This window comes from Winogradskyella litoriviva (assembly GCF_013249065.1).
Classification (GTDB): Bacteria; Bacteroidota; Bacteroidia; order Flavobacteriales; family Flavobacteriaceae; genus Winogradskyella; species Winogradskyella litoriviva.
In genome coordinates this window covers 661805-683482 of sequence record NZ_JABRWQ010000001.1, presented here as the reverse complement: position 1 = coordinate 683482, position 21678 = coordinate 661805, and the positions used below count along the sequence as shown (strand labels likewise).

Below are 21678 nucleotides of genomic sequence, written 5' to 3'. Positions count from 1 at the left end.
TGAATTATTTAAAATGTAAATAGAATTCGTGCCAAACAATAAGCAAACATTCCTAACCCTAAAAGACCATTCAGTTTCTGGCGACCAGTTCCAATTATTATACAATAAGGAACTTGATATGCTAGAAACTTTTCCCCAACCAAAGGGAGAAAAGTTATCTGAATATTATAAAAGTGAAGACTATATTTCACACACAGATACAAAGCGAAATCTATTAGAATTTGCATACCACAAGGTGAGGGAAATTTCTCTAAAGCGAAAATTGAAATTGATTAATTCTTTTGAGTCAGAAACTAAATCACTTTTAGATATTGGATGCGGAACAGGTGATTTTTTACAAACGGCTTTAAATGATAAATGGAAGGTTACAGGAATTGAACCAAACGAAAGCGCGCGTAAAATAGCAAATTCAAAAACAAGTAATTCGGTTTTTGAAACAGACAAATTAAAGAAGCTTAAACCTAATAGTTTTGACGTTATTACACTTTGGCATGTCTTAGAACATTTACCAGATTTAGAAATGCATACTACATTATTTAAATCACTTTTAAAAACAAATGGCACTTTGGTAATTGCTGTTCCTAATTATAAAAGTTACGATGCACACTATTATAAAAATTTTTGGGCAGCTTTTGATGTGCCAAGACATCTTTGGCATTTTTCTAAAACTTCAATTTCAGAAATATTTAAAACTAAGAATATGAAATTGGTAAAAACCTTACCAATGAAATTTGACGCTTATTATGTCTGTTTACTTTCGGAAAAATATAAATCTGGATTTATGAATCCGATCAAAGCATTTTGGATAGGATGGCAATCTAATCGTAAGGCAAAACACTCTAAGGAGTATTCTTCGCATATTTATGTCTTACAGAATGCTAATTCTTAATTTTAGTAAGGCTATTTTTTATATCATATGCATAAATATGGAATAACATGGGGAAATTTTAAAGTGCGCTTAGAACGCTTTAAACAGTGTCATTTTTAATAGTTTTTGAAAATATTTAAATCTATTTGTTATTGAAATTATCAATAGTTAAAAAATTGGGCATTTCACAGACTAACTTTTATACATTTGCAAAAATTAAATTGAAACTTAAATAGTAAAGTTTCTAGCTAACATAAATATTTAATAACATAATAAAATGAAAAAAATAATTTTAGGTTTAATGGTTTTAGTTGGAGCCGCATCATGTCAAGAACAACAAAAAATCGGATTTGTAGACAATACAAAAGTGGTTAATGAATTTAACAAGAAGGTTGATTTTGAGGAAAGTTTTAAAATAAAAATTGATGCTTTTAATAAAAAGGCTGATAGTCTTAACCAAATGATTCAAAGAGAGGCTCAAGTTTTTCAAGCGTCAGCATCTAAAATGAAACAGAGTGTAGCAGAAGAAAAATACAATGCGTTGTTGCAGAAAAAGCAAATGCAAGATTATCAAATAAGTAATGAAGAAAAAGCTTTATCTGCAGAAGGTCAAAAACAACTAGATACTTTAGTAAAAGAAGTTAAGGCTTTTATAAAAGACTACGGTAAAACTAAAGGGTATACTTATATTTTAGGAGCTAATGAAGCAGGAAGTGTATTGTATGGTGATGATGCAAACGATATAACAGAAGAAATTCTTAATGCCCTTAATAAAGATTCCAAAAAAGAAGAAGTTAAGTCTGAAGAATAAATTTCAGATTTTTGATATGTAGAATAAATTTGAGTCAGGTGTTAAGCCTGACTCTTTTCAGTTTAAGTAGAAATCACAATTAAATTTGAAAACAAAACAAATAAATAGAATTGCCCTAAGTGTCTATTTTTTTCTGTCTGGTTTGTGTTTTGCCACTTGGGCATCACGCATACCTACATTGAAGGCATCTTTTAATTTAAATGATGCTCAATTAGGAAGTATTTTATTAGTGATGCCTATTGCTGCTTTAATAGGTACAATATCTTCAGGATGGCTAATTTCTAGATTCAACAATAGAGATTTACTCTTGTTTTCTTTTCTGTTTTTTGCCTTTGCATTGTTAGGTATTAGTCTGGTTAATAGTGCTTTACTGTTAATTTTTATTTTAGCTCTATTTTCTATTTGTATGCGTATTTTAAATATAGCAATGAACGCGCAATCTATAACCTTACAAGCCTTTTATCACAAAAATATTATAGGCTCCTTTCATGGAATTTGGAGTCTTGGAGGCGTAATAGGAGTGCTGTTTTCTACTATTATGGTAGAGTATAATGTAATTATTCAAAATCACTTTTTAATTATTGCATTAGTTACAATTTTAGCGACTATAATAGCCTATAAATATTCGCTAACAAAGGATAAATCTACTACCGGAAATAAGCTTATTATAGGGAAACCAGACCCGTTTATTTTTTATTTGGGTTTACTTATTTTTTTCGCTGCCATTTGCGAAGGAGGTATGTTTGATTGGAGTGGTATCTATTTTAAAGAAGTAGTAAAGGAAGACGTTTTTACATATGGTTATCTTCTATTTATGATCTTTATGGCAACATCACGATTTTTTTTAGACAGAGTTTTAGACAAAATAGGGATGCCAAAATTGTATATAATTAGTGGATTATTAATTTCTACAGGTACTTTAACGACTATTTTGTTTCCGCAATTTTGGACTGCTTTAATAGGCTTTTGTTTGGTAGGAATTGGTGTTTCTGCCATTTTCCCAATGACTTATATTTTGGCAGGTAAATCAAAAAAATATTCTGCAGGAATGGCTATTTCTATAATTGGAACTTATGCAATTGTAGGGATGTTTATTGGTCCACCTTTAATAGGATATTTATCACATACTTTTGGCTTGAAAAACGCGTTTTTTATCTTAGTGTTTTGTGGAGTAATGTTTATACCAATTTCTCAATTGTTTTTTAAAACTCAAAAAGCTAACCTGTAGATTATTCAGATTTTTTGTGCAATAATCGAGTAAGTTTAATTGATAAATCGGTGAGAATAATTTTAGAATTCCCATTGCGCTCAATATGATATATCGCATTTTGTAGCTCTTCTGAAATTTCCATAATATTAGAATTATGAACAAAAGGTGCAAAGTTTTCAAGCTTAAAATTGTCAGATTTTGGTTCTAAATAAACCAATTCATTAGCCTTATAATTAAGAAGTAAGGCCTGTCTAAAATAATCTAAGCAAAAGTTGAGAAATTTCTTCTGAGTTTCTCGTCCTGTTTTAGCAATTTCTTCAGACCAGGAAATCAAATCGTGAATAGCAGCTTTATTACCTTTAGCTTTAAAGGCTGAACGAATCCAAATAACAAACCATTTTTCAAATTGAATATCTTCACTATCTTGATATATTAAATCGCAAGCTTTGTTGTAATTTCCATTGGCTTGATGCGCAATTTTAATAGCAACAGATTGCTCTATTTGATAATTTTTAACCAAAGCTTCAGAAATAGCTTCCTCAGCTAATGGTGGAAAATGTAAAATTTGACATCGCGAACGAATAGTATTTATAATTTGCTCTTCATCTTCTGCAATAAGTATAAAAATTGTTTTTTCTGGAGGCTCTTCAATTAATTTCAACAGTTTATTAGCACTTGCTGTATTCATTTTTTCGGCCATCCAAATGAGCATTACCTTGTAACCACCTTCATAAGATTTTAGTGTCAGAGATTTTACAATTTGTAAGGCTTCTTCAACACCTATTTGCCCCTGTTTATTATCAACACCAAGCATTTTGTACCAATCAAATAGGTTTCCGTAAGGTTGTTGGTCTAAAAGTTGTCGCCATTCTTCGAGATAAAAACTAGAAACGGGCTTACTTTTTACTTTATCACTTGTGGTTACCGGAAAAGCAAAATGTAAATCTGGATGCGAAAAATTTTTAAATTTTATATTACAAGAGTCATTACCTCCTGTATTTTCGCCATTTACATTACTACATAAAATGTATTGAGCATAAGCTAAAGCCATTGGCAGAGTGCCAGAACCTTCCGGACCAACAAATAATTGTGCATGCGCTATTCTACCAGCATCAACACTCGTGGTAAGATGATTCTTAATATGTTTTTGACCTAAAACCTCAGAAAATTGCATAAAGCAAAACTATGTTTTTTTTATTAATCTATTATTTAAATTTTAAATGGAATATATACTTAAAATCTTTAATTGAATATTTCATTTAAAATTTTTGTAATCACGAAAAGGTTATCGTAAATAATAGTGTATTATTAGTTAAATGGGATCCAGTAAAGTCTATTTTTTAACTTTCAAATCTTTATATTTGTTATTCAAAATAAAACATTTTTCACATCTTATTTATATTCTCATGAAGACACTTAACGATTTCAATTTTAAAAATAAAAAAGCATTAATCAGAGTAGATTTTAATGTACCATTAAATGATAGTTTTGAAGTTACAGACGCAACCAGAATTGTATCAGCAAAACCAACAATTATTAAGATTTTAGAAGATGGTGGTAGCTGTGTTTTAATGTCGCATTTAGGTCGTCCAAAAGGTGTGCAAGACCAATTCTCTTTAAAGCATATTGTAAATAAGATAGAAGACATCTTGGGAGTAGAAGTAAAGTTTGCGAGTAACTGTGTTGGTGCAGAAGCAGAAGAAATGGCTAGTGCTTTACAGCCAGGAGAAATTTTATTACTTGAAAATTTACGTTTTCATGATGAAGAAAAGCAAGGCGATAAGGCATTTGCAGAACAATTATCTAAACTGGGTGATATTTATGTAAACGATGCTTTTGGAACTGCACATAGAGCGCATGCATCAACAACAATAGTAGCAGAGTTTTTTCCTGAAGCAAAATGCTTTGGTAAGCTTTTAGCTCAAGAAATTGAAAGCATTAAAAAAGTGTTAGAAGATGGTGAAAAACCAGTTTTAGCAGTTCTTGGAGGTGCTAAAGTATCTTCTAAAATTACAGTAATAGAAAATATACTAGATAAAGTAGACCACTTAATTATTGGTGGTGGTATGACGTTTACTTTTATAAAAGCCCAAGGTGGAAAAATAGGAGATTCTATTTGCGAAGATGATAAAATGGAACTGGCTTTAGATATTTTAAAACAAGCTAAAGCAAAAGGTGTACAAATACACATACCAGTAGACGTAATTGCCGCTGATGCTTTTAGTAATGATGCAAATACTCAAGTTTGTGATGTAATGAATATTCCTGATGGATGGCAAGGTTTAGATGCAGGACCAAAAACTATAGCAAACTTTGATGCTGTTGTTAACCAATGTAAAACAATACTTTGGAATGGTCCCTTAGGTGTTTTTGAAATGGAAAGCTTTGCAAACGGAACAATAGAACTTGGTAACTCAATAGCAAATGCAACTAAAAACGGCGCATTTTCTTTAGTTGGAGGTGGTGATTCTGTCGCTGCTGTAAAACAATTTGGTTTTGAAGACAAAGTAAGTTATGTAAGTACAGGTGGAGGCGCAATGTTAGAAAGCCTTGAAGGGAAAACCTTACCAGGAATTGCCGCTATATTAGGTTAATTTCAAAAAAATACTATTTTTAGAGATTCTAACGTTTATATTGCGTTGTTTATTAAGAATCAATTTGTAACCATGACATTAAAAATGTTCGTATTGGTAGGTCTTTGTCTGTCTATTTATAGTGGCAATGCACAAACTAAAATCAATAGTATTTCAGATACAATCTCTAAAGATGTTTCAGTAAAAGGAGAAGTTGTTGATGGTAAGCTTTTTTCCTTAGATAAGAGGATTAAAGCCAAAACAGACTCTTTAGAAGTTAAAAATCTTAAGGATTTACCAGAAGCCGCCGAACTCGATGCGAAATGGTTAGAGGAGTTATATAGTAATTCACTTTATGATACCATTTATAAATCGGTTACAGAGCTAGACTATGAGCCAGTTTATTATCCTGAGCTTTCTACAGACACATTAAAAGCAAGGTTAGCAAGGCTAAATGCCAGAACACCTTTTAATGTAGAGTATAACACCTCTTTAGAAAGTGTTATAAAAGGGTATTTAAAACATAGGCGTACTTCATTGGAAAGACTAATGGGATTAAGCCATTTTTACTTCCCAATGTTTGAGCAAGAATTTGACAATCATGATATTCCGTTAGAAATGAAATATCTAGCAATTGTTGAGTCGGCTTTAAAACCAAGAGCACGCTCTAGAGTTGGTGCTACAGGTATTTGGCAATTTATGTATGGAACAGGTAAAGAACACGATTTAGATGTAAGTAGCTACGTTGATGATCGAAGTGACCCAATAAAATCTACTAAGGCAGCAGCAGAATATTTAGGAAGAATGTATCGCATTTTTGGCGATTGGGATTTGGCATTAGCCGCTTATAATTCTGGTCCAGGAAACGTAAATAAAGCCATAAGGCGTTCTGGTGGTTATAAGAATTATTGGAATATTAGAAGTAATTTACCAAGAGAAACAGCTGGTTATGTTCCTGCTTTTTTAGCTACTATGTATATTTTTGAATATGCAGAAGAACACGGATTTAAACCTGAACGTCCACCTTTTCAATTGATTCAAACCGATACAATTCATGTAAAAAAAATGATTTCTTTAGATCATGTATCCGAAGCAACAGGAATTAAAATTGAAGAATTACAGTTTTTAAATCCATCTTATAAATTAGATATAATCCCTAAGATTGAAGGAAAAACATATTCCCTAAGATTACCACGTAAAGCTATTGGTGCGTTTGTTACCAATGAAGATCGTATTTATGAATTTGCTGAAGCAGAATTTAATCAGCGAGAAAAACCATTGCCACAAGTTTTTAGTTCAGATACTAAAATTAGATATAGAGTAAGAGATGGTGATTATTTAGGTAAAATAGCGAGAAAACACGGTGTTAGAGTTAGTCAATTAAAACAATGGAATGGTTTACGAAGCAACAACCTTAAAATAGGACAGCGGTTAACAATTTATCCAAGACAGCATGGAGCTGTTAGTAAATCAGAACCTCCCAAAAAAGTAATTAATACCGAAGGAAAACAAACCTACATTGTAGCATCTGGAGACTCACTTTGGACTATTGCACAAAAATTTTCTGGAGTTTCTGTTCAAAATATTAAAGATTGGAACGATATTAGTAGTAATAAACTCAAAATAGGAACGACGTTAATTGTTTCTGAATAGTTAAACCAACAAAATTTTAAACTTATGAGAGCGTTTTTTACCGTATTATTTTGTGCATTGTTAGTCTCATGTGGCGAAACAAAAAAGGATGATAGTAAAAAGTATTTACCAGATTCTAATGGAAATTTAAATACCATTTCAGTTGTAGTAGATAACATATTATGGGAAGATAATGTAGGAGAAAATATCCGAGATTTTCTTGCAGCACCATTAAATGGTTTACCTACGGATGAGCCAATGTATGGCATTAGACAAATTCCACCACAAGTTTTTGATGGTTTTGCGGCTCGAAGTAGATTAGTTCTAAAAATAGAAAAAGAAGACGTTGAAGCCTCTACAAAAATAGCGAATGATGCATTCGCTAAACCACAAACCGTTGTCATTGTAGCTGGTAAGACAGATAAAGAAATTATTACACAGTTAACAAAAAATAAAGCAAAAATATTAGATGCTTTTAATAAGGAAGAAGTAAAAGAAAATTTAAGAAGGATTAATCTTTCACCATTAGATGATAAAGCAATAGAAGAAAAATTGGGCATTACTATAGATATTCCTTCTGTGTATAGAACTGCTACAGAAGAAGACAAATTTTTCTGGATAAGAAAGAGTCTATCAAGTTCAAAAACAATTGACCTTATGCTTTATGAAGTACCTATGGAAAGCATTTCTGAAGGCGATAGCACAATAGTAGATATCGTAAAAATGCGTAATCATATTACTAAAACAAAAATTATTGGTGAAGATGGTATTTATATGGCTGTAGAAGAAGCATATGCTCCTTCATTGTTCACAACAATTATAGATAACAAACCAGCTTACGAGGTAAGAGGTATGTGGGATATGCAAGGTTATAGTATGGGAGGACCGTTTATAACCTATGCAATAGAAGATAAAATTAACAACCGTTATTTAGTTGCAGATGGTTATGTTTATGCACCATCATTACCAAAAAGAGATTATATTTTTGAATTAGAAGCAATGATTAAATCGATTAAAATTAAATAAAGCGAGTATTAATTACTTACCATTACCTTCAATTATAAGACAAAAAAAATCTTCTAAATATTAAAATTTAGAAGATTTTTTTATTGGTTTTTCTGAATCGTTTCTATACTATTCTTTTTCCTTTAAATCTTTAGAATCTTCTTTGCTAGCATCTTTAAATTCTTTAATTCCGCTACCTAATCCTTTCATTAATTCTGGAATTTTTTTACCACCAAACAACAAAAGTATTGCAAGACCAATAATTACATACTGCCATGGTCCAATAAACAAAAATATATTGTTGAAAATCATAATTATAAATTTTAGAATACAAAGTTAGTAATTATAGTTTAATTATTGCGTTGTAATAGCAACTTTAAGACTTTATCATGGTACTATTTGAGTATTTTAACTAATTTTGTTTTAATGGCAAAAAAGAAAAAAAAGGAAAAAAAATTAGCAAAAAAACTACTTCATAAGTATCGTTTAGTCATTTTAAATGAAGATACTTTTGAAGAACGTTTTGCAATAAAACTAACTCGTTTAAACGTGTTTGTTTTAACATCTATTTCTGCAATATCTCTTATATTCTTTACTGTGCTTCTCATTGCATTTACACCTTTAAGAGAATATATTCCTGGTTATTCTTCCGCTAAGTTAAAAAAGGAAGCTACACTATTAAATTACAAAACGGACTCATTAGTACAAAAATTGGAAGTCGATAAATTATACTTTGCTTCCATTAGAAAAGTATTAACAGGAGATGTCTCCACGTTAGAGTTTAATAGAGATTCTTTAATTGAGGCTTCAAAAAATGACTTGGATATATTACAAGTACCAACAAGTAGAGAAGATTCTTTATTAAGAGAAAAGGTTGATAAAGAAGATAAGTATAATCTATTTGAGGTTGCAGGTGATCAATCTAATTATGTTTTATTTCCTCCTGTAAATGGTACTATTTCTGAGGGTTATAATTTGGAAGAAAAACATTTTGCGGTAGATGTTGTTGTACCTGTTAATACACCTGTAAAGGCAACAGCAGACGGAACCGTAATTTTTGCAGAGTGGACAGTTGAAACAGGTTATGTGGTTATTATAGAGCACAATAGAGAATTAATTTCTGTTTATAAGCACAATTCAGCAATTACAAAATCGCAAGGTGATTTAGTGAAATCTGGAGAAGTTATAGCCATGTCTGGCGACAGTGGAGAATTAACCACAGGACCACATCTTCATTTTGAATTGTGGAGTAAAGGGTATCCTGTAAACCCAACCAATTTTATAGATTTTGAATAATGTTATCAATAAAAGCAGCCTTAGCAAAACCATTTGCAAAACGTGTTTATAAGTCTATTCAAAAATGGGCTAATAAACCTGTTGAAACTCAACAAAAAGTTTTTAAAAATTTAATAGAAGAGGCTAGGTATACGGCATTTGGAAAAGACCATAATTTTAGTTCAATTACATCAATTACAGACTTCCATAAGCAAGTTCCAATTAGAGATTACGAAGAATTAAAACCTTATGTAGAACGTGTTGTTGCTGGTGAAGAAAATATATTATGGAAAGGCAAACCTATTTATTTTGCTAAAACCTCTGGTACCACCTCTGGCGCAAAATACATTCCTATTACCAAGGAAAGTATGCCAACTCATGTAGAAGCAGCCAGAAATGCTATTCTACTTTATATTCACGAAACAGGAAATTCAAAGTTTGTAGACGGTAAAATGATTTTTCTTCAAGGGAGTCCTATTTTAGAAGAAAAGAATGGTATTAAATTAGGTAGACTTTCAGGTATTGTGGCACATTATGTTCCTAAATATCTTCAGAAAAATAGAATGCCAAGTCTTAAAACAAATTGTATTGACGATTGGGAAACTAAAGTTGATGCCATTGTAGAAGAAACTATAAATGAAGACATGAGTATCATTTCTGGGATTCCGTCTTGGGTGCAAATGTATTTTGAAAAACTTATTGAAAAATCAGGAAAAAGCGTTGGTGACCTTTTTAAGAATTTCAACCTTTTCATTTTTGGAGGTGTAAATTATGAACCCTATAGAGCTAAATTCGAAAATTTAATAGGAAGAAAAGTTGACAGTATAGAACTGTATCCTGCAAGCGAAGGATTTTTTGCATTTCAAGATAAACAAGATGAAAAAGGCATGTTACTTCAGCTTAATTCTGGCATTTTTTATGAATTTGTAGAAGCGGATCATTTTTTTGAAGAGAATCCAAAACGTATCACCATTGCAGATGTAAAGTTAGACGTAAATTATGTAATGATTATTTCTACTACAGCCGGACTTTGGGCATACAATATTGGAGACACTGTTCAGTTTACATCATTAAAACCATATAGAGTGATTGTAAGTGGAAGAATTAAGCATTTTATTTCCGCCTTTGGCGAACATGTTATTGGGAAAGAAGTCGAACAGGCTTTAAAAGAAGCTACAGAAAACACTTCTATTTCTGTTAACGAATTTACGGTTGCACCTCAAATAAATCCAGAAGAAGGCTTGCCATTCCACGAATGGTTAATTGAATTTGAAATTGAACCAGAAAATGAACAGGAATTAATTAACGCTATAGAAACGTCTTTAAAACAACAAAACTCTTACTATTTAGATTTAATAGATGGTAAAGTTTTAAGGCCTTTAAAAATAACGAAAATAAAAAAAGATGGTTTTCAATCTTACATGAAATCTATTGGAAAACTTGGCGGACAAAACAAAATTCCGAGATTATCTAACGACCGAAAAATAGCAGACAGTCTATACCAACTTAATCTAACTAAATAAAACTATATTTGTTTGTTAAAGTAACGTATGAGTACAATGAAAAAAATAGATAAAAGAACTAGAGCTCAAGAAAGCTCAAGTGCCATAGAACGCATGTATATTACAATGCGTCACCTCTTTAATCGTGGGTTTTATAAACCGATGGGAGTTTCCGGAGAAACATTACGTGAGGCTTTATTGCTTTTACGACCAGAAATATATGGTTCTATTGGTGAAGAAAAAGCAGAATTAGAGGGTTTACTATATGTTGTAGACCGTTTACCACAAGGTATTGAAGAATGTACTTTTATAAATTTAACCAGTGATGAAGGTTACGCTAATTCTCACTTCAAAGCTATAATTCCACCTAAAAGAAGACGTAACTGCTATCGTATAGACGATGAGCAAATGAACATAGAAATTACAAGAGGTCGTTCTGAAATATATGACATTTTAACACACCTTACTTTCTTGTTTGTTGAGTCTCATAAAATAAGCAAACGCGTTATTATAGATGAAGATGGAGGAACAGTTAGAGATTGGGTTAAATTAGAAAATGCAGTTAAATCTACAAAGAAATTAACTCAAAAAGAACGAGAAATTGCCATTACGCATACAGCCAATATTTTAGGTAGAACATTTAATGAATTAACAGAAGCTTACCCAAAATTTGCTACAGAAACTCAGCCAGAACGATTATTACATATTGTATACTGGTTAGGTAAATTGGCTATTGAAGAAACAATTAATAACAATAAGCGTACAATTACTTTTAGCCCGGTTTTAAGAGAACGTTTAGGGCATCATATTCATGGAGAAATTTGGGCAGACACTATTAAATCTACCTTACATAAACATGGTTTATTAGAGCGTCCAATACACATTATTAGTGCAAATATGCACAGTGTAATGAATTCTTTATTTGCAAAAGGAACACTTAAAGGCGCTGAGGTTAAAAAAGATATATTTGAAACTTATGAATCTTTAAGTGATTCTAAAAATTCGGCTTTACGCAATAAAGTAGAGAAATCAGCGTTGCAAAGTGGAATGATTCAAATAAAAGATAGTTCTGGGACTAATATTGATGTTCAGATTTTTGACACCGATAAAATCGATTTTTCTAAATCAGATTTTAAATATTTAGAGGAAGCAGTAGAGAAAAAAGCTGTCATTTTTGTTATGGATTATGCGTTTGGAGAGCAAGCCTATGAAACCTTAGATGAATTTTTAAAACCAATAAAGGTTGATGGTAAAAAAATACATTTAGATGTAAAGTCTATTTCAATAATGGGTAAAGCCGGAATTTTAGAAGGAGGAAAAGGTGATGTAATGATACCTAATGCTCACATTTTTGAAGGTACTGCAGATAATTACCCTTTTAAAAATGAATTGAGCAAAAATGATTTATCAGATTGTGGAGTTGATGTTTATGAAGGTACAATGGTTACGGTTTTGGGAACTTCGCTTCAAAACAAAGAGATATTGAAGTTCTTTAAGAATTCAACTTGGAATGTTATTGGCTTAGAAATGGAAGGTGCACATTACCAAAAAGCAATACAAGCAGCATCTCGAGTAAGAGGTAGTATAAATGAAGACGTAAAAGTAAGATATGCTTATTACGCTAGTGACAATCCGTTAGAAACAGGCAGTACATTAGCCTCTGGTGGTTTAGGAACCTCAGGCGTAAAACCAACTTACGTAATTACAAAAAAGATATTAGAACAAATATTTAATTCATAAAATATGAGTGAAAAATTACCACAACAACCTCAAAGCGAAGAGGTTGATTTAGGGCAATTATTTAATGCAATTGGAAATTTATTTCAAAGATTATTCAATTTTATAGGTAGTATTTTTAAGGGCATTTTTTCAGCTATAATTTATACTATAAAGCCACTAGTAGACAACTTTAAATTGGTGGCAGTTGCTTTAGTATTAACTGCCATATTGGGTTATGCTTATGAAAAAACTAAAGAGCCTATTTATTCTTCTGAGATGGTTGTTGAGCCTTACTTTGATTCTAAATACCAACTCTCTAGTAATATAGGTTATTTTAATACCTTAATAAATTCAAATAACCTTACCGAATTATCCAATATTTTTGAAATTGATACGGTAGAAGCAAAGACATTAGTTGGTTTTGAGTTGAAAGCTGGACCAGAAACACAAAATGATTTATTTGTAGAATATGATGAGTATGTGCAATCGATAGATACATCTTTAGTAGATGAATTAAGTTATATTGAATATATAAAAAATAGAGACTTAATGTCTGGTAGGTTGTTTGCCATAAAAGCCAAATCTTCCAAGGTTGATATTTTTCCACATTTACACGAAGGGTTTAGAAAGACGTTTGAGAATGATTTTTCGGAACACAAAAAGAGAGTTAGAGATACATTAGCTTATATAGATCGTCAATCAATAAATATTCAGTTAGATCGATTAGATAGTATTCAAAAAACATATTTAGAGGCTATTAAAAATGACTCTAAAAGTCCAAACTTATCTCTTGGTTTAGGTAGTGTATTGCCGCTTCAAGAGGAGAAAACAGCAACGAAAGAATTCGATTTATATTTAAAAGAAATAAGTTTAAGGAGAGAATTGAATAGAATAGATCAAACCATAGCAGAAGAAAATACGTTTTACGATGTACTATCTCCGTTTGATAAAGTGGGTAAAAAAGATAGTAGTATAAAGCGACGATACAGTGTGTTGTTTCCTTTTATGACCATCGTGTTTTTTATTCTTGCTTTTCTAGCATTAAAAGCTTTTAGTTTTATTAAGAATTATGAATAAAAAAATTCTAATTACAGGAGGTGCTGGTTTTATAGGGTCTAATTTTATTGCTTATTTATTAAACACTAATAAGCAAATAGAAATAGTAAATTTAGATAAACTTACGTATGCGGGCGATCTTTCGAGTTTAAAAGAGCAAGAAGAAAACGAGAATTACACTTTTGTAAAAGGTGATATTTGTGATACTCAATTAGTAAATGAGCTTTTTGATACTTATAAGTTTAATGGCGTGATTCACTTTGCAGCAGAATCTCATGTAGATAATTCAATAAAGAATCCCGATACTTTTATTAATACCAATGTTTATGGCACATTTAATTTATTAAATATTGCTAAAAATTATTGGATGAATGCTCCTTTTTCAGTTAAAGAGGGTTGTGGAGAAAACAGATTCCTTCACGTTTCTACAGATGAGGTTTATGGAACTTTAGGGAAATCAGGTTTATTTACAGAAGAGACACCTTATGCACCTAATAGCCCTTACAGTGCTTCAAAAGCGTCATCAGACTTTATTGTGAGAAGTTATTTCCATACATATGGCATGAATGTGGTTACCACAAATTGTAGTAACAATTACGGTCCAAAACAACATGATGAAAAGCTGATTCCTACAATCATTAGAAAGGCTATAAATAATGAAGCAATTCCTATTTATGGCGATGGTAAAAATATTAGAGATTGGTTGTATGTAGAAGATCATTGTAAAGGCATTTATTTAGCCTTTAAACATGGAAAAACAGGAGAAACCTATAACATTGGTGGAAAAAATGAGCGTAATAATTTATACATAGCAAATAAAATCTGTGATATTTTAGATGAATTATTACCAAAATCAAAACTTTATTCAGAGCAAATCTCATTTGTAAAAGATAGGCCAGGACATGATTTTAGATATGCTATAGATGCCTCTAAAATTGAAAAGGAACTTAATTGGAAAGCTGATGAAAATTTTGAAACAGGTATTATAAAAACTATTAAGTGGTATTTAAATAAATACAAAAAGGAATAAAATTAAACAGATGAAAGGAATAGTTTTGGCTGGTGGATCTGGCACCCGATTGCACCCATTAACCTTAGCCGTAAGTAAGCAATTAATGCCTATTTATGATAAACCGATGATTTATTATCCAATTTCTACATTGATGTGGTCTGGAATTAAGGAGATTTTAATTATTTCAACACCTCAAGACTTACCTTTATTTCAGAAATTATTAGGAGACGGAAAGTGTTATGGCTGTAACTTTCAATACGCAGTGCAAGAATCCCCAAATGGTTTGGCTGAAGCCTTTATAATTGGAGAAGAATTTATCGGTAACGATAAGGTAGCTTTAATTTTAGGTGACAATATTTTCTATGGATCTGGTTTAGCTGATTTACTTCAACAAAATAACGATCCAAATGGCGGAATTATTTATGCATATCATGTACATGACCCAGAACGTTATGGCGTTGTAGAGTTTGATGAGAATGAAGTGGCAATTTCAATCGAAGAAAAACCAGAAGTACCTAAATCTAACTATGCCGTTCCTGGGATTTATTTTTATGATAATTCTGTTGTTGAAATTGCAAAAAACATAAAGCCTAGTAAAAGAGGAGAATTAGAAATTACAGATATAAATAAGACGTATTTAAAGCAGGGAAATTTAAAGGTTAGTGTTTTAGACAAAGGAACAGCCTGGTTAGATACAGGAACTTTTAAATCGCTTATGCAAGCGTCGCAATTTGTTCAAGTTATAGAAGAACGACAAGGTTTAAAGATTGGTGCTTTAGAAGAGGCCGCATACAAAATGGGTTATATAGATAAAAATCAATTTAAAAAAATAGTTGAGCCATTAACAAAAAGTGGCTACGGAAAACATTTAATAAGCTTAGTATCTGAATAGAATGACTATAAAGGAAACGAAATTAAAAGGTTGCTATATAATTCAGCCTACCATTTTTAGTGATAAACGTGGGTATTTTATAGAATCTTTTAACCAAAAGGCATTTAATTCAAAATTAAACTTAGATATTAATTTTGTGCAAGACAACGAATCTCAGTCTTCTAAAGGTGTTTTAAGAGGCTTACACTACCAAATGGGTGATTATGCTCAAGCTAAGCTTGTACGTGTCGTTAAAGGAAGTGTTTTAGATGTAGCTGTAGATATGAGGTTAGACTCAGAAACCTTTGGTGAACATATTTCTATAGAACTAACGGAAGCTAATAAAACCCAATTATTTGTTCCTAGAGGTTTTGCTCATGGATTTATTGTTCTAGAAGACGAAACTATTTTTAGTTATAAATGCGATAATTTTTATAATAAGGCATCTGAAGCAGGAGTAATCTATAACGACACCGATTTGAATATTAATTGGCAATTACCAGTTTCTGATTTTATACTATCCAATAAAGATTTAGTATTACCACAATTTAAAAATGCAGAGAAATGTTAAAAGTACTGGTTACCGGAAGGGACGGTCAATTAGGACAATGTATTAAGAGTGTTGCACATCAATATCCTAACCTAGAATTTGACTTTAAAGCATCCTCAGAATTAGATATAACTAATAAAGCTAAAGTTGAGTCTTTTTTTAATAATCAACAATATGATTATTGCATTAATTGTGCAGCATATACCAATGTAGATCAAGCAGAAGCCGAAACGGAATTAGCTCATATTATTAATGTATTAGGGCCAAAATATTTATCGGAATCTTGTAGTAAACATCAAGTGACTTTAATTCATATTTCAACAGATTTTGTGTTTGATGGTAATGCTTCAAACCCTTATAAGGAAACCGATAGTACTAATCCTATTGGTGTGTATGGAAAAACAAAGTTAGAAGGTGAACAGGAAATTATTGAGAAGCTTAATAATTATTTTATTATTAGAACATCATGGTTGTACTCCGAGTTTGGAAACAACTTTTTAAAAACGATGCAAAGATTAGCTAGTGAACGAGACGAAATAGGTGTAGTTGGTGATCAAATTGGTAGCCCAACATACGCTATTGATTTAGCAAATATTGTTCTTGGTCTAATTCAAGACAGAAACACATCTTATGGCATTTACCATTACAGTAATGAGGGTGTTATTAGTTGGTATGATTTTGCAAAAGAGATTTTTAGACTTAGTAAAAGCACTATAAAAATAAATAAAATAGAAACAAAAGATTATCCAACTAAAGCAAAACGGCCAAAGTACAGTGTTTTGGATACTTCAAAAATTAAACACTTTACCTATATTTCTAACTGGAAGGATAGTTTGTTTAAGGCTATTTTAAATATAAATAATTGATTATAATTATCAAACTGCTAAATGAATAATCTACTTGGCAAAATAGGTGCTAATATTATCTTAATATTTGTAATTAGAGTTTTAATTTTTACTTTACTACAATAATTATTGATTTTAATTAGAACAATTAAATGAATTTTTAATGAGTGTTTAGTAGAGCAATATATTGTTGAGTCCATTAATAATAGTATTTTTGTTTACCATTATAATTTTGAAATTATAATAAAAAAATATTACAATAAATAAGACGTATTTATGTTCAGCTTAAAGGATAAATCTATATTAATTACAGGAGGTACAGGCTCATTAGGAAAGGCACTCACAAAACATATTTTTGAGACCTATCCAGATATAAAAAAGCTAGTCATATTTTCTAGGGACGAGCAAAAGCAGTTTCAAATGGCTCAAGAATATCCGCCAGAGCGCTTTCCACAAATTCGCTTCTTTATTGGTAATGTTAGAGATAAGGAACGTTTAGTTAGAGCCTTTCAACGCATTGATTATGTGATTCATGCAGCTGCGATGAAACACGTTCATATAGCAGAATATAATCCTGACGAATGTATAAAAACCAACATAAACGGAGCAGAAAATGTTGTAGATGCCTGCTTAAGAACTAATGTAGAACGTGTTGTAGCCTTATCTACAGACAAAGCTTGTGCGCCTATTAATTTGTATGGAGCCACAAAATTGACTTCAGATAAATTATTTATTGCTGCTAATAATATAAAGGGAGATAAGCCTATTAAATTTTCGGTGGTAAGGTATGGTAACGTTATGGGTTCTAATGGATCGGTAATTCCATTTTTTATTAAAAAGAAAAACGAAGAAAACAAATTGCCAATTACAGACCCTAACATGACACGTTTCAATATATCACTTCAAGGAGGTGTAGATATGGTTATGCATGCTTTAGAACATGCTTGGGGAGGAGAATTATTTGTACCTAAAATACCTTCATATAAAATTATGGATGTGGCAGAAGCTATTGGTCCAAATTGCGAAAAACCAATTGTTGGGATAAGGCCTGGCGAAAAAGTACATGAAGAAATGATAACGTCATCCGATTCTTTCTACACATACGATCTTGGTAAATATTACACTATTTTACCTGCAATGCACCAATGGAAAACAGAAGATTTTGTAAAAGCTTTTAACGCAAAAAAAGTAAAACAGGGCTTTAGTTACAATTCTGGAGATAATGAAGATTGGGAAACTATAGAGAGCTTAAGAGAATTGATAAAAGAACATGTAGATCCAACATTTGAAGTGTAGTTTTAACATGAAAAAAATAGCTATTATACCAGCAAGAGGAGGAAGCAAACGTATTTTAAGAAAGAATATAAAATTCTTTATCGATAAACCCATAATAGCATATTCTATTGAAGCTGCATTAAAAAGTAATCTTTTTGATGAGGTTATGGTGTCTACAGATGATGATGAGATTGCTAAAATTGCAATTAAATACGGTGCAAAAGTCCCTTTCTTAAGAAGTGAAATAAACTCTAACGATATTGCAACTACCATAGATGTTATTGCAGAAGTTATAGAAGCATATAAAAAAGAAGGGCGAATATTTGATTATACCTGTTGTATATATCCATGTGCTCCATTTGTAACCGACCAGATTTTAATTTCTAGTTTTTCTAAACTTGAAGATGACCATTTAGATTGTGTTTTTCCAGTTTTAAAATACGGTCACCCTATTCAAAGGGCATTAAAAGTTAAAGCAAATAATAGAATAGAAATGATTGCGCCAGAAAATATGCAGATAAGAACGCAAGATTTGGAAGCATCATATCACGATTTAGGTCAGTTTTATATGTTTAAAACCGAAAAAATCATTTCAGATAACAGACTTTGGAATGATAATACAGGCTTTATAGAATTAAAAGAAATAGAATCACATGATATAGATACTATTGAAGATTGGAATCTTGCCGAATTTAAGTATAAGTATTTAAAAAATATAAAATGAGGATTTTAATCACAGGAGTTTCAGGAATGTTAGGAGCGACTTTAGCTAATATGCTAGAGGAGGAACATGAGGTTTATGGCACTGGAAATTCTAACTTTGATGAGCGGCCTAAAAATTATAAAGTTTTAGATTTAAATTCTAATAATTACCAAGATATTATTAAATGGTCTAAGCCAGAAATTATAGTACTATCAGGTGCCTTAACCAATGGTAATTACTGTAATAATAATCCAGACAAAGCATTTAGTGTTAACGGAATATCCGTTAAAAAGTTTGCCGAAGCTACTGATGCTAATGTAAAATTTATTTATATTTCAACTGATGCTGTTTTTCCATCTGCGCTTCATTTAGCAAAAGAGTCCGATTGCGTTTCCCCAGAAAACGTCTATGGAAAATCAAAAGAGTTGGGTGAGTTTTTCGCTAAATTGAGTGATAGAGAGTTTTGCATCATCCGAACCACAATTGTTGGGTTAAACATAAATTCTAAAAAATCAGGTTTTGTAGAGTGGATCATTAATGCCTCTAAAACAGCTGAGGACATTTCTTTGTTTGACGATGTTCTATTTAACCCGATTTCTATTTGGGAATTAGGTAATGAAATTAAACACATTGTTTCATTAAAAGATTTTCCGAATGAAATATTACACATTTCAGGAACCGAGATTGTAACCAAATATAAATTTGGCATCGAATTATTAAAGCATTTAAATTTAGACACCACCACAATAAAAAGTGGTCTAATATCTTCTTTTAAAGATAGAGCGAAACGATGTAATGATCAAACTCTAAGTTGTGACTATTACCAAGAGAAATATAATAGAAAACTACCAAAACTTTCAGATACGTTACAAAGCATAAATCAATATTATGAAGCAGATTAAATTAGGAAATAAAATAGTTGACGACCATACGTTATATTTTATTGCAGATATAGGTGCAAATCATAACGGTTCTCTAGAAAAAGCTATTGAGTTAATTCATTTAGTTAAAGAAGCTGGAGCTGATGCAGCAAAATTTCAAAACTTTTCAGCTAAGAAGATTGTTAGCAAGTTGGGATTTGAGAATATGAAAGGTAAACTTTCGCATCAATCTAATTGGGAGAAGTCAGTTTTTGAAGTTTATGAAGATGCAAGTATTAATAAAGATTGGACACCTATTTTAAAAGCAGAATGCGATAAAGTAGGATTAGATTATTTTACTAGTCCTTATGATTTTGAATCTGTTGATTTGGTAGATCCTTTTGTGGAATTATATAAAATAGGATCGGGAGATGCCTCTTGGTTAGAAATTATAGATTACGTATTAGGTAAGGGCAAACCAACATTGTTAGCTACAGGAGCTTGTAATCTTGAGGATGTAAAACGAATGATGGCATTAGCGCTAAGCAAAACCAACGATATTGTATTAATGCAATGCAATACAAATTATACTGGTAGTGCAGAGAACTTTAAATTTTGTAATTTAAATGTTTTAAAAGCTTATAAAGAAATGTATCCTAGCACCATATTAGGATTATCGGATCACACTAGCGGTCACGCAACAGTTCTTGGTAGTATTGCATTAGGAGCTAGAGTTATTGAAAAGCACTTTACCGACAATAACAATCAAGTTGGTCCAGACCATGGGTTTGCAATGAATCCATCAACTTGGAGAGGTATGGTAGATAGATCTTATGAGTTATTGGCTGCTTTGGGTGATGGAGTAAAGCGAGTAGAAGATAATGAGAAGCAAGCTTATGTTGTGCAAAGACGATGTATTTGTGCAGCATCTAATTTAAAAGCAGGACATGTATTGTCTAAAGAAGATTTAGAACCACTTAGACCTATAGGAGAAGGCGGTTATCAACCGTACGAATTAGAGGTATTAATTGGAAAGAAATTGAAGAAAGATATTGTGTTTGGTGAGCATTTTACAAAAGAAAGTATCGTATGATAAAAGGAAAGAAAGTTGGCCTAAGAGCTTTAGAAAGAGAGGATTTAAAGTTTTTAAGAGATTGGAGAAATAGAGAAGACTTTAGAAGAAACTTTAGAGAAGTAAGAGAATTGTCTCTAACCGATCAAGAAAAGTGGTTTGAAAGTATTCAAAATACCAAACACATCAATTTCATGTTTACTATTGTAGATCTAGAAACCAATGAGCCAATTGGTGCTGCTGGTTTACTCTATATAAACTGGATTAATAGATCTGCAGATTTTTCATTTTATATTGGAAAAGACGATATCTATATTGACGATAAAGACGCTTCTTTAGAAGCTGTGAATCTATTAATAAAGTACGGTTTTTATAACTTAAACCTTAATAAAATTTGGATGGAGCTGTATGAGTTCGATACCAAAAAGATAGATATTTTTACCAATAAGTTTAACTTTAAGCAAGATGGGTTATTGAGAGAAAACTGTTTTGAAGACGGTAAATATTGGGATTCTTATTTAATATCTTTATTAAGTAAGGACTTTAAGATGTAGTATGATGAAAATCTACAATATGTAGTATGTAACTTTTTGAAAGTACTGATGTTGTATAGTTACATTTTATAATAGTTTAACTTAAGGGTTTTACTAAAAATTAAAATAGCCTTAGATATTGTCCTTGATAAAGATCATAAATTTTTTTAAACAGAATAAAAGACTATTCAGTTTTATGGCCTTGAGCTATATAGATAAAGCTGTTATTTTTTTACTTCCAATAATTGTTTTGTTTTTTTTTAGAGATAAAACTGTCTATGTCTCAATTGAGTACATATATTCGAT

Annotated in this window: 21 protein-coding genes; 19 read left to right on the top strand and 2 right to left on the bottom strand. The window is 31.2% G+C overall.

From position 1 onward, the window contains the following. The first annotated feature begins 28 nt into the window (after nt 1-28). The 3 genes from HNV10_RS02935 to HNV10_RS02925 all read left to right on the top strand — a co-directional run bounded on the left by HNV10_RS02935 (nt 29) and on the right by HNV10_RS02925 (nt 2907). Nucleotides 29-889: a class I SAM-dependent methyltransferase gene (locus HNV10_RS02935; protein ID WP_317166873.1), complete on the top strand. Its 861-nt coding sequence runs from the start codon at nt 29-31 to the stop codon at nt 887-889. A 256-nt stretch (nt 890-1145) separates the two neighbouring features. Next, nucleotides 1146-1679, top strand: a complete 534-nt coding sequence (locus HNV10_RS02930) for an OmpH family outer membrane protein (protein ID WP_173299825.1) — start codon at nt 1146-1148, stop codon at nt 1677-1679. An 85-nt stretch (nt 1680-1764) separates the two neighbouring features. Beyond that, nucleotides 1765-2907 carry an MFS transporter gene (locus tag HNV10_RS02925; RefSeq protein ID WP_173299824.1) on the top strand — a complete coding sequence of 381 codons (1143 nt, stop codon included), beginning with the start codon at nt 1765-1767 and terminating at the stop codon, nt 2905-2907. Nucleotide 2908: 1 nt separating this feature from the next. On the opposite strand, the gene HNV10_RS02920 is transcribed toward HNV10_RS02925, so the two are convergent. After that, entirely contained in the window at nt 2909-4063 is a 1155-nt protein-coding gene (locus tag HNV10_RS02920) for a DNA polymerase III subunit (RefSeq protein WP_173299823.1), read from the bottom strand. A 232-nt stretch (nt 4064-4295) separates the two neighbouring features. On the opposite strand from HNV10_RS02920, the gene HNV10_RS02915 reads away from it, so the two are divergent. From HNV10_RS02915 to HNV10_RS02905, 3 genes are all read left to right on the top strand, one after another. Continuing rightward, nucleotides 4296-5483 (top strand): phosphoglycerate kinase, encoded by a 1188-nt coding sequence (locus tag HNV10_RS02915; RefSeq protein WP_173299822.1) that lies wholly within the window; start codon nt 4296-4298, stop codon nt 5481-5483. A gap of 72 nt (nt 5484-5555) precedes the next feature. Then, nucleotides 5556-7115, top strand: coding sequence for a lytic transglycosylase domain-containing protein (locus HNV10_RS02910; RefSeq protein ID WP_173299821.1), 1560 nt, complete (start codon nt 5556-5558; stop codon nt 7113-7115). 24 nt (nt 7116-7139) lie between these two features. Next, nucleotides 7140-8120, top strand: a complete 981-nt coding sequence (locus HNV10_RS02905) for a DUF4837 family protein (protein WP_173299820.1) — start codon at nt 7140-7142, stop codon at nt 8118-8120. A gap of 108 nt (nt 8121-8228) precedes the next feature. Here the strand turns inward: HNV10_RS02905 and HNV10_RS02900 are convergent, their stop codons facing one another. Then, a complete protein-coding gene (locus HNV10_RS02900) occupies nt 8229-8411 on the bottom strand; it encodes a Sec-independent protein translocase subunit TatA/TatB (RefSeq protein WP_173299819.1) in 183 nt (60 codons plus the stop codon). Between the two features lie 114 nt (nt 8412-8525). On the opposite strand from HNV10_RS02900, the gene HNV10_RS02895 reads away from it, so the two are divergent. The 13 genes from HNV10_RS02895 to HNV10_RS02835 all read left to right on the top strand — a co-directional run bounded on the left by HNV10_RS02895 (nt 8526) and on the right by HNV10_RS02835 (nt 21393). Next, complete coding sequence (locus HNV10_RS02895; protein ID WP_173299818.1) at nt 8526-9395, top strand: M23 family metallopeptidase; 870 nt, start codon at nt 8526-8528, stop codon at nt 9393-9395. Beyond that, the gene (locus HNV10_RS02890) at nt 9395-10897 is read left to right on the top strand and encodes a GH3 auxin-responsive promoter family protein (protein WP_173299817.1); all 1503 of its coding nucleotides are present in this window, start codon (nt 9395-9397) and stop codon (nt 10895-10897) included. Before HNV10_RS02895 ends, HNV10_RS02890 begins: the two co-directional genes overlap by 1 nt. 27 nt (nt 10898-10924) lie before the next feature. Continuing rightward, complete coding sequence (locus HNV10_RS02885; protein WP_173299816.1) at nt 10925-12616, top strand: DUF6909 family protein; 1692 nt, start codon at nt 10925-10927, stop codon at nt 12614-12616. 3 nt (nt 12617-12619) lie between these two features. After that, nucleotides 12620-13672 (top strand): hypothetical protein, encoded by a 1053-nt coding sequence (locus HNV10_RS02880; protein WP_173299815.1) that lies wholly within the window; start codon nt 12620-12622, stop codon nt 13670-13672. Beyond that, entirely contained in the window at nt 13665-14681 is a 1017-nt protein-coding gene (gene rfbB, locus HNV10_RS02875; protein ID WP_173299814.1) for a dTDP-glucose 4,6-dehydratase, read from the top strand. Before HNV10_RS02880 ends, rfbB begins: the two co-directional genes overlap by 8 nt. Before the next feature lie 10 nt (nt 14682-14691). Beyond that, the gene (gene rfbA / locus HNV10_RS02870) at nt 14692-15555 is read left to right on the top strand and encodes a glucose-1-phosphate thymidylyltransferase RfbA (RefSeq protein ID WP_173299813.1); all 864 of its coding nucleotides are present in this window, start codon (nt 14692-14694) and stop codon (nt 15553-15555) included. 1 nt (nt 15556) lies between these two features. Continuing rightward, nucleotides 15557-16105 (top strand): dTDP-4-dehydrorhamnose 3,5-epimerase, encoded by a 549-nt coding sequence (rfbC, locus tag HNV10_RS02865; protein ID WP_173299812.1) that lies wholly within the window; start codon nt 15557-15559, stop codon nt 16103-16105. Further along, nucleotides 16099-16950 carry a dTDP-4-dehydrorhamnose reductase gene (gene rfbD, locus HNV10_RS02860; RefSeq protein WP_173299811.1) on the top strand — a complete coding sequence of 284 codons (852 nt, stop codon included), beginning with the start codon at nt 16099-16101 and terminating at the stop codon, nt 16948-16950. The genes rfbC and rfbD overlap by 7 nt, the downstream gene beginning before the upstream one ends. A 255-nt stretch (nt 16951-17205) precedes the next feature. Next, nucleotides 17206-18225, top strand: coding sequence for a UDP-N-acetylglucosamine 4,6-dehydratase (inverting) (gene pseB / locus HNV10_RS02855; RefSeq protein ID WP_173299810.1), 1020 nt, complete (start codon nt 17206-17208; stop codon nt 18223-18225). A 7-nt stretch (nt 18226-18232) separates the two neighbouring features. Further along, nucleotides 18233-18928 (top strand): pseudaminic acid cytidylyltransferase, encoded by a 696-nt coding sequence (gene pseF / locus HNV10_RS02850; RefSeq protein WP_173299809.1) that lies wholly within the window; start codon nt 18233-18235, stop codon nt 18926-18928. Then, nucleotides 18925-19809: an SDR family oxidoreductase gene (locus tag HNV10_RS02845; protein WP_173299808.1), complete on the top strand. Its 885-nt coding sequence runs from the start codon at nt 18925-18927 to the stop codon at nt 19807-19809. The genes pseF and HNV10_RS02845 overlap by 4 nt, the downstream gene beginning before the upstream one ends. Beyond that, nucleotides 19796-20860 (top strand): N-acetylneuraminate synthase family protein, encoded by a 1065-nt coding sequence (locus tag HNV10_RS02840; protein WP_173299807.1) that lies wholly within the window; start codon nt 19796-19798, stop codon nt 20858-20860. The genes HNV10_RS02845 and HNV10_RS02840 overlap by 14 nt, the downstream gene beginning before the upstream one ends. Further along, nucleotides 20857-21393, top strand: a complete 537-nt coding sequence (locus HNV10_RS02835; RefSeq protein ID WP_173299806.1) for a GNAT family N-acetyltransferase — start codon at nt 20857-20859, stop codon at nt 21391-21393. Before HNV10_RS02840 ends, HNV10_RS02835 begins: the two co-directional genes overlap by 4 nt. Nucleotides 21394-21678 lie beyond the last annotated feature (285 nt).

What these genes read in the sequence shown, in the direction of transcription:
- HNV10_RS02930 (WP_173299825.1), top strand. Translation starts at nt 1,146, where the DNA reads ATGAAAAAAATAATTTTAGGTTTAATGGTTTTAGTTGGAGCCGCATCA.
- HNV10_RS02920 (WP_173299823.1), bottom strand. Translation starts at nt 4,063, where the DNA reads ATGCAATTTTCTGAGGTTTTAGGTCAAAAACATATTAAGAATCATCTT.
- HNV10_RS02915 (WP_173299822.1), top strand. Translation starts at nt 4,296, where the DNA reads ATGAAGACACTTAACGATTTCAATTTTAAAAATAAAAAAGCATTAATC.
- HNV10_RS02910 (WP_173299821.1), top strand. Translation starts at nt 5,556, where the DNA reads ATGACATTAAAAATGTTCGTATTGGTAGGTCTTTGTCTGTCTATTTAT.
- HNV10_RS02905 (WP_173299820.1), top strand. Translation starts at nt 7,140, where the DNA reads ATGAGAGCGTTTTTTACCGTATTATTTTGTGCATTGTTAGTCTCATGT.
- HNV10_RS02900 (WP_173299819.1), bottom strand. Translation starts at nt 8,411, where the DNA reads ATGATTTTCAACAATATATTTTTGTTTATTGGACCATGGCAGTATGTA.
- HNV10_RS02895 (WP_173299818.1), top strand. Translation starts at nt 8,526, where the DNA reads ATGGCAAAAAAGAAAAAAAAGGAAAAAAAATTAGCAAAAAAACTACTT.
- HNV10_RS02890 (WP_173299817.1), top strand. Translation starts at nt 9,395, where the DNA reads ATGTTATCAATAAAAGCAGCCTTAGCAAAACCATTTGCAAAACGTGTT.
- HNV10_RS02885 (WP_173299816.1), top strand. Translation starts at nt 10,925, where the DNA reads ATGAGTACAATGAAAAAAATAGATAAAAGAACTAGAGCTCAAGAAAGC.
- HNV10_RS02880 (WP_173299815.1), top strand. Translation starts at nt 12,620, where the DNA reads ATGAGTGAAAAATTACCACAACAACCTCAAAGCGAAGAGGTTGATTTA.
- rfbB (WP_173299814.1), top strand. Translation starts at nt 13,665, where the DNA reads ATGAATAAAAAAATTCTAATTACAGGAGGTGCTGGTTTTATAGGGTCT.
- rfbA (WP_173299813.1), top strand. Translation starts at nt 14,692, where the DNA reads ATGAAAGGAATAGTTTTGGCTGGTGGATCTGGCACCCGATTGCACCCA.
- rfbC (WP_173299812.1), top strand. Translation starts at nt 15,557, where the DNA reads ATGACTATAAAGGAAACGAAATTAAAAGGTTGCTATATAATTCAGCCT.
- rfbD (WP_173299811.1), top strand. Translation starts at nt 16,099, where the DNA reads ATGTTAAAAGTACTGGTTACCGGAAGGGACGGTCAATTAGGACAATGT.
- pseB (WP_173299810.1), top strand. Translation starts at nt 17,206, where the DNA reads ATGTTCAGCTTAAAGGATAAATCTATATTAATTACAGGAGGTACAGGC.
- pseF (WP_173299809.1), top strand. Translation starts at nt 18,233, where the DNA reads ATGAAAAAAATAGCTATTATACCAGCAAGAGGAGGAAGCAAACGTATT.
- HNV10_RS02845 (WP_173299808.1), top strand. Translation starts at nt 18,925, where the DNA reads ATGAGGATTTTAATCACAGGAGTTTCAGGAATGTTAGGAGCGACTTTA.
- HNV10_RS02840 (WP_173299807.1), top strand. Translation starts at nt 19,796, where the DNA reads ATGAAGCAGATTAAATTAGGAAATAAAATAGTTGACGACCATACGTTA.
- HNV10_RS02835 (WP_173299806.1), top strand. Translation starts at nt 20,857, where the DNA reads ATGATAAAAGGAAAGAAAGTTGGCCTAAGAGCTTTAGAAAGAGAGGAT.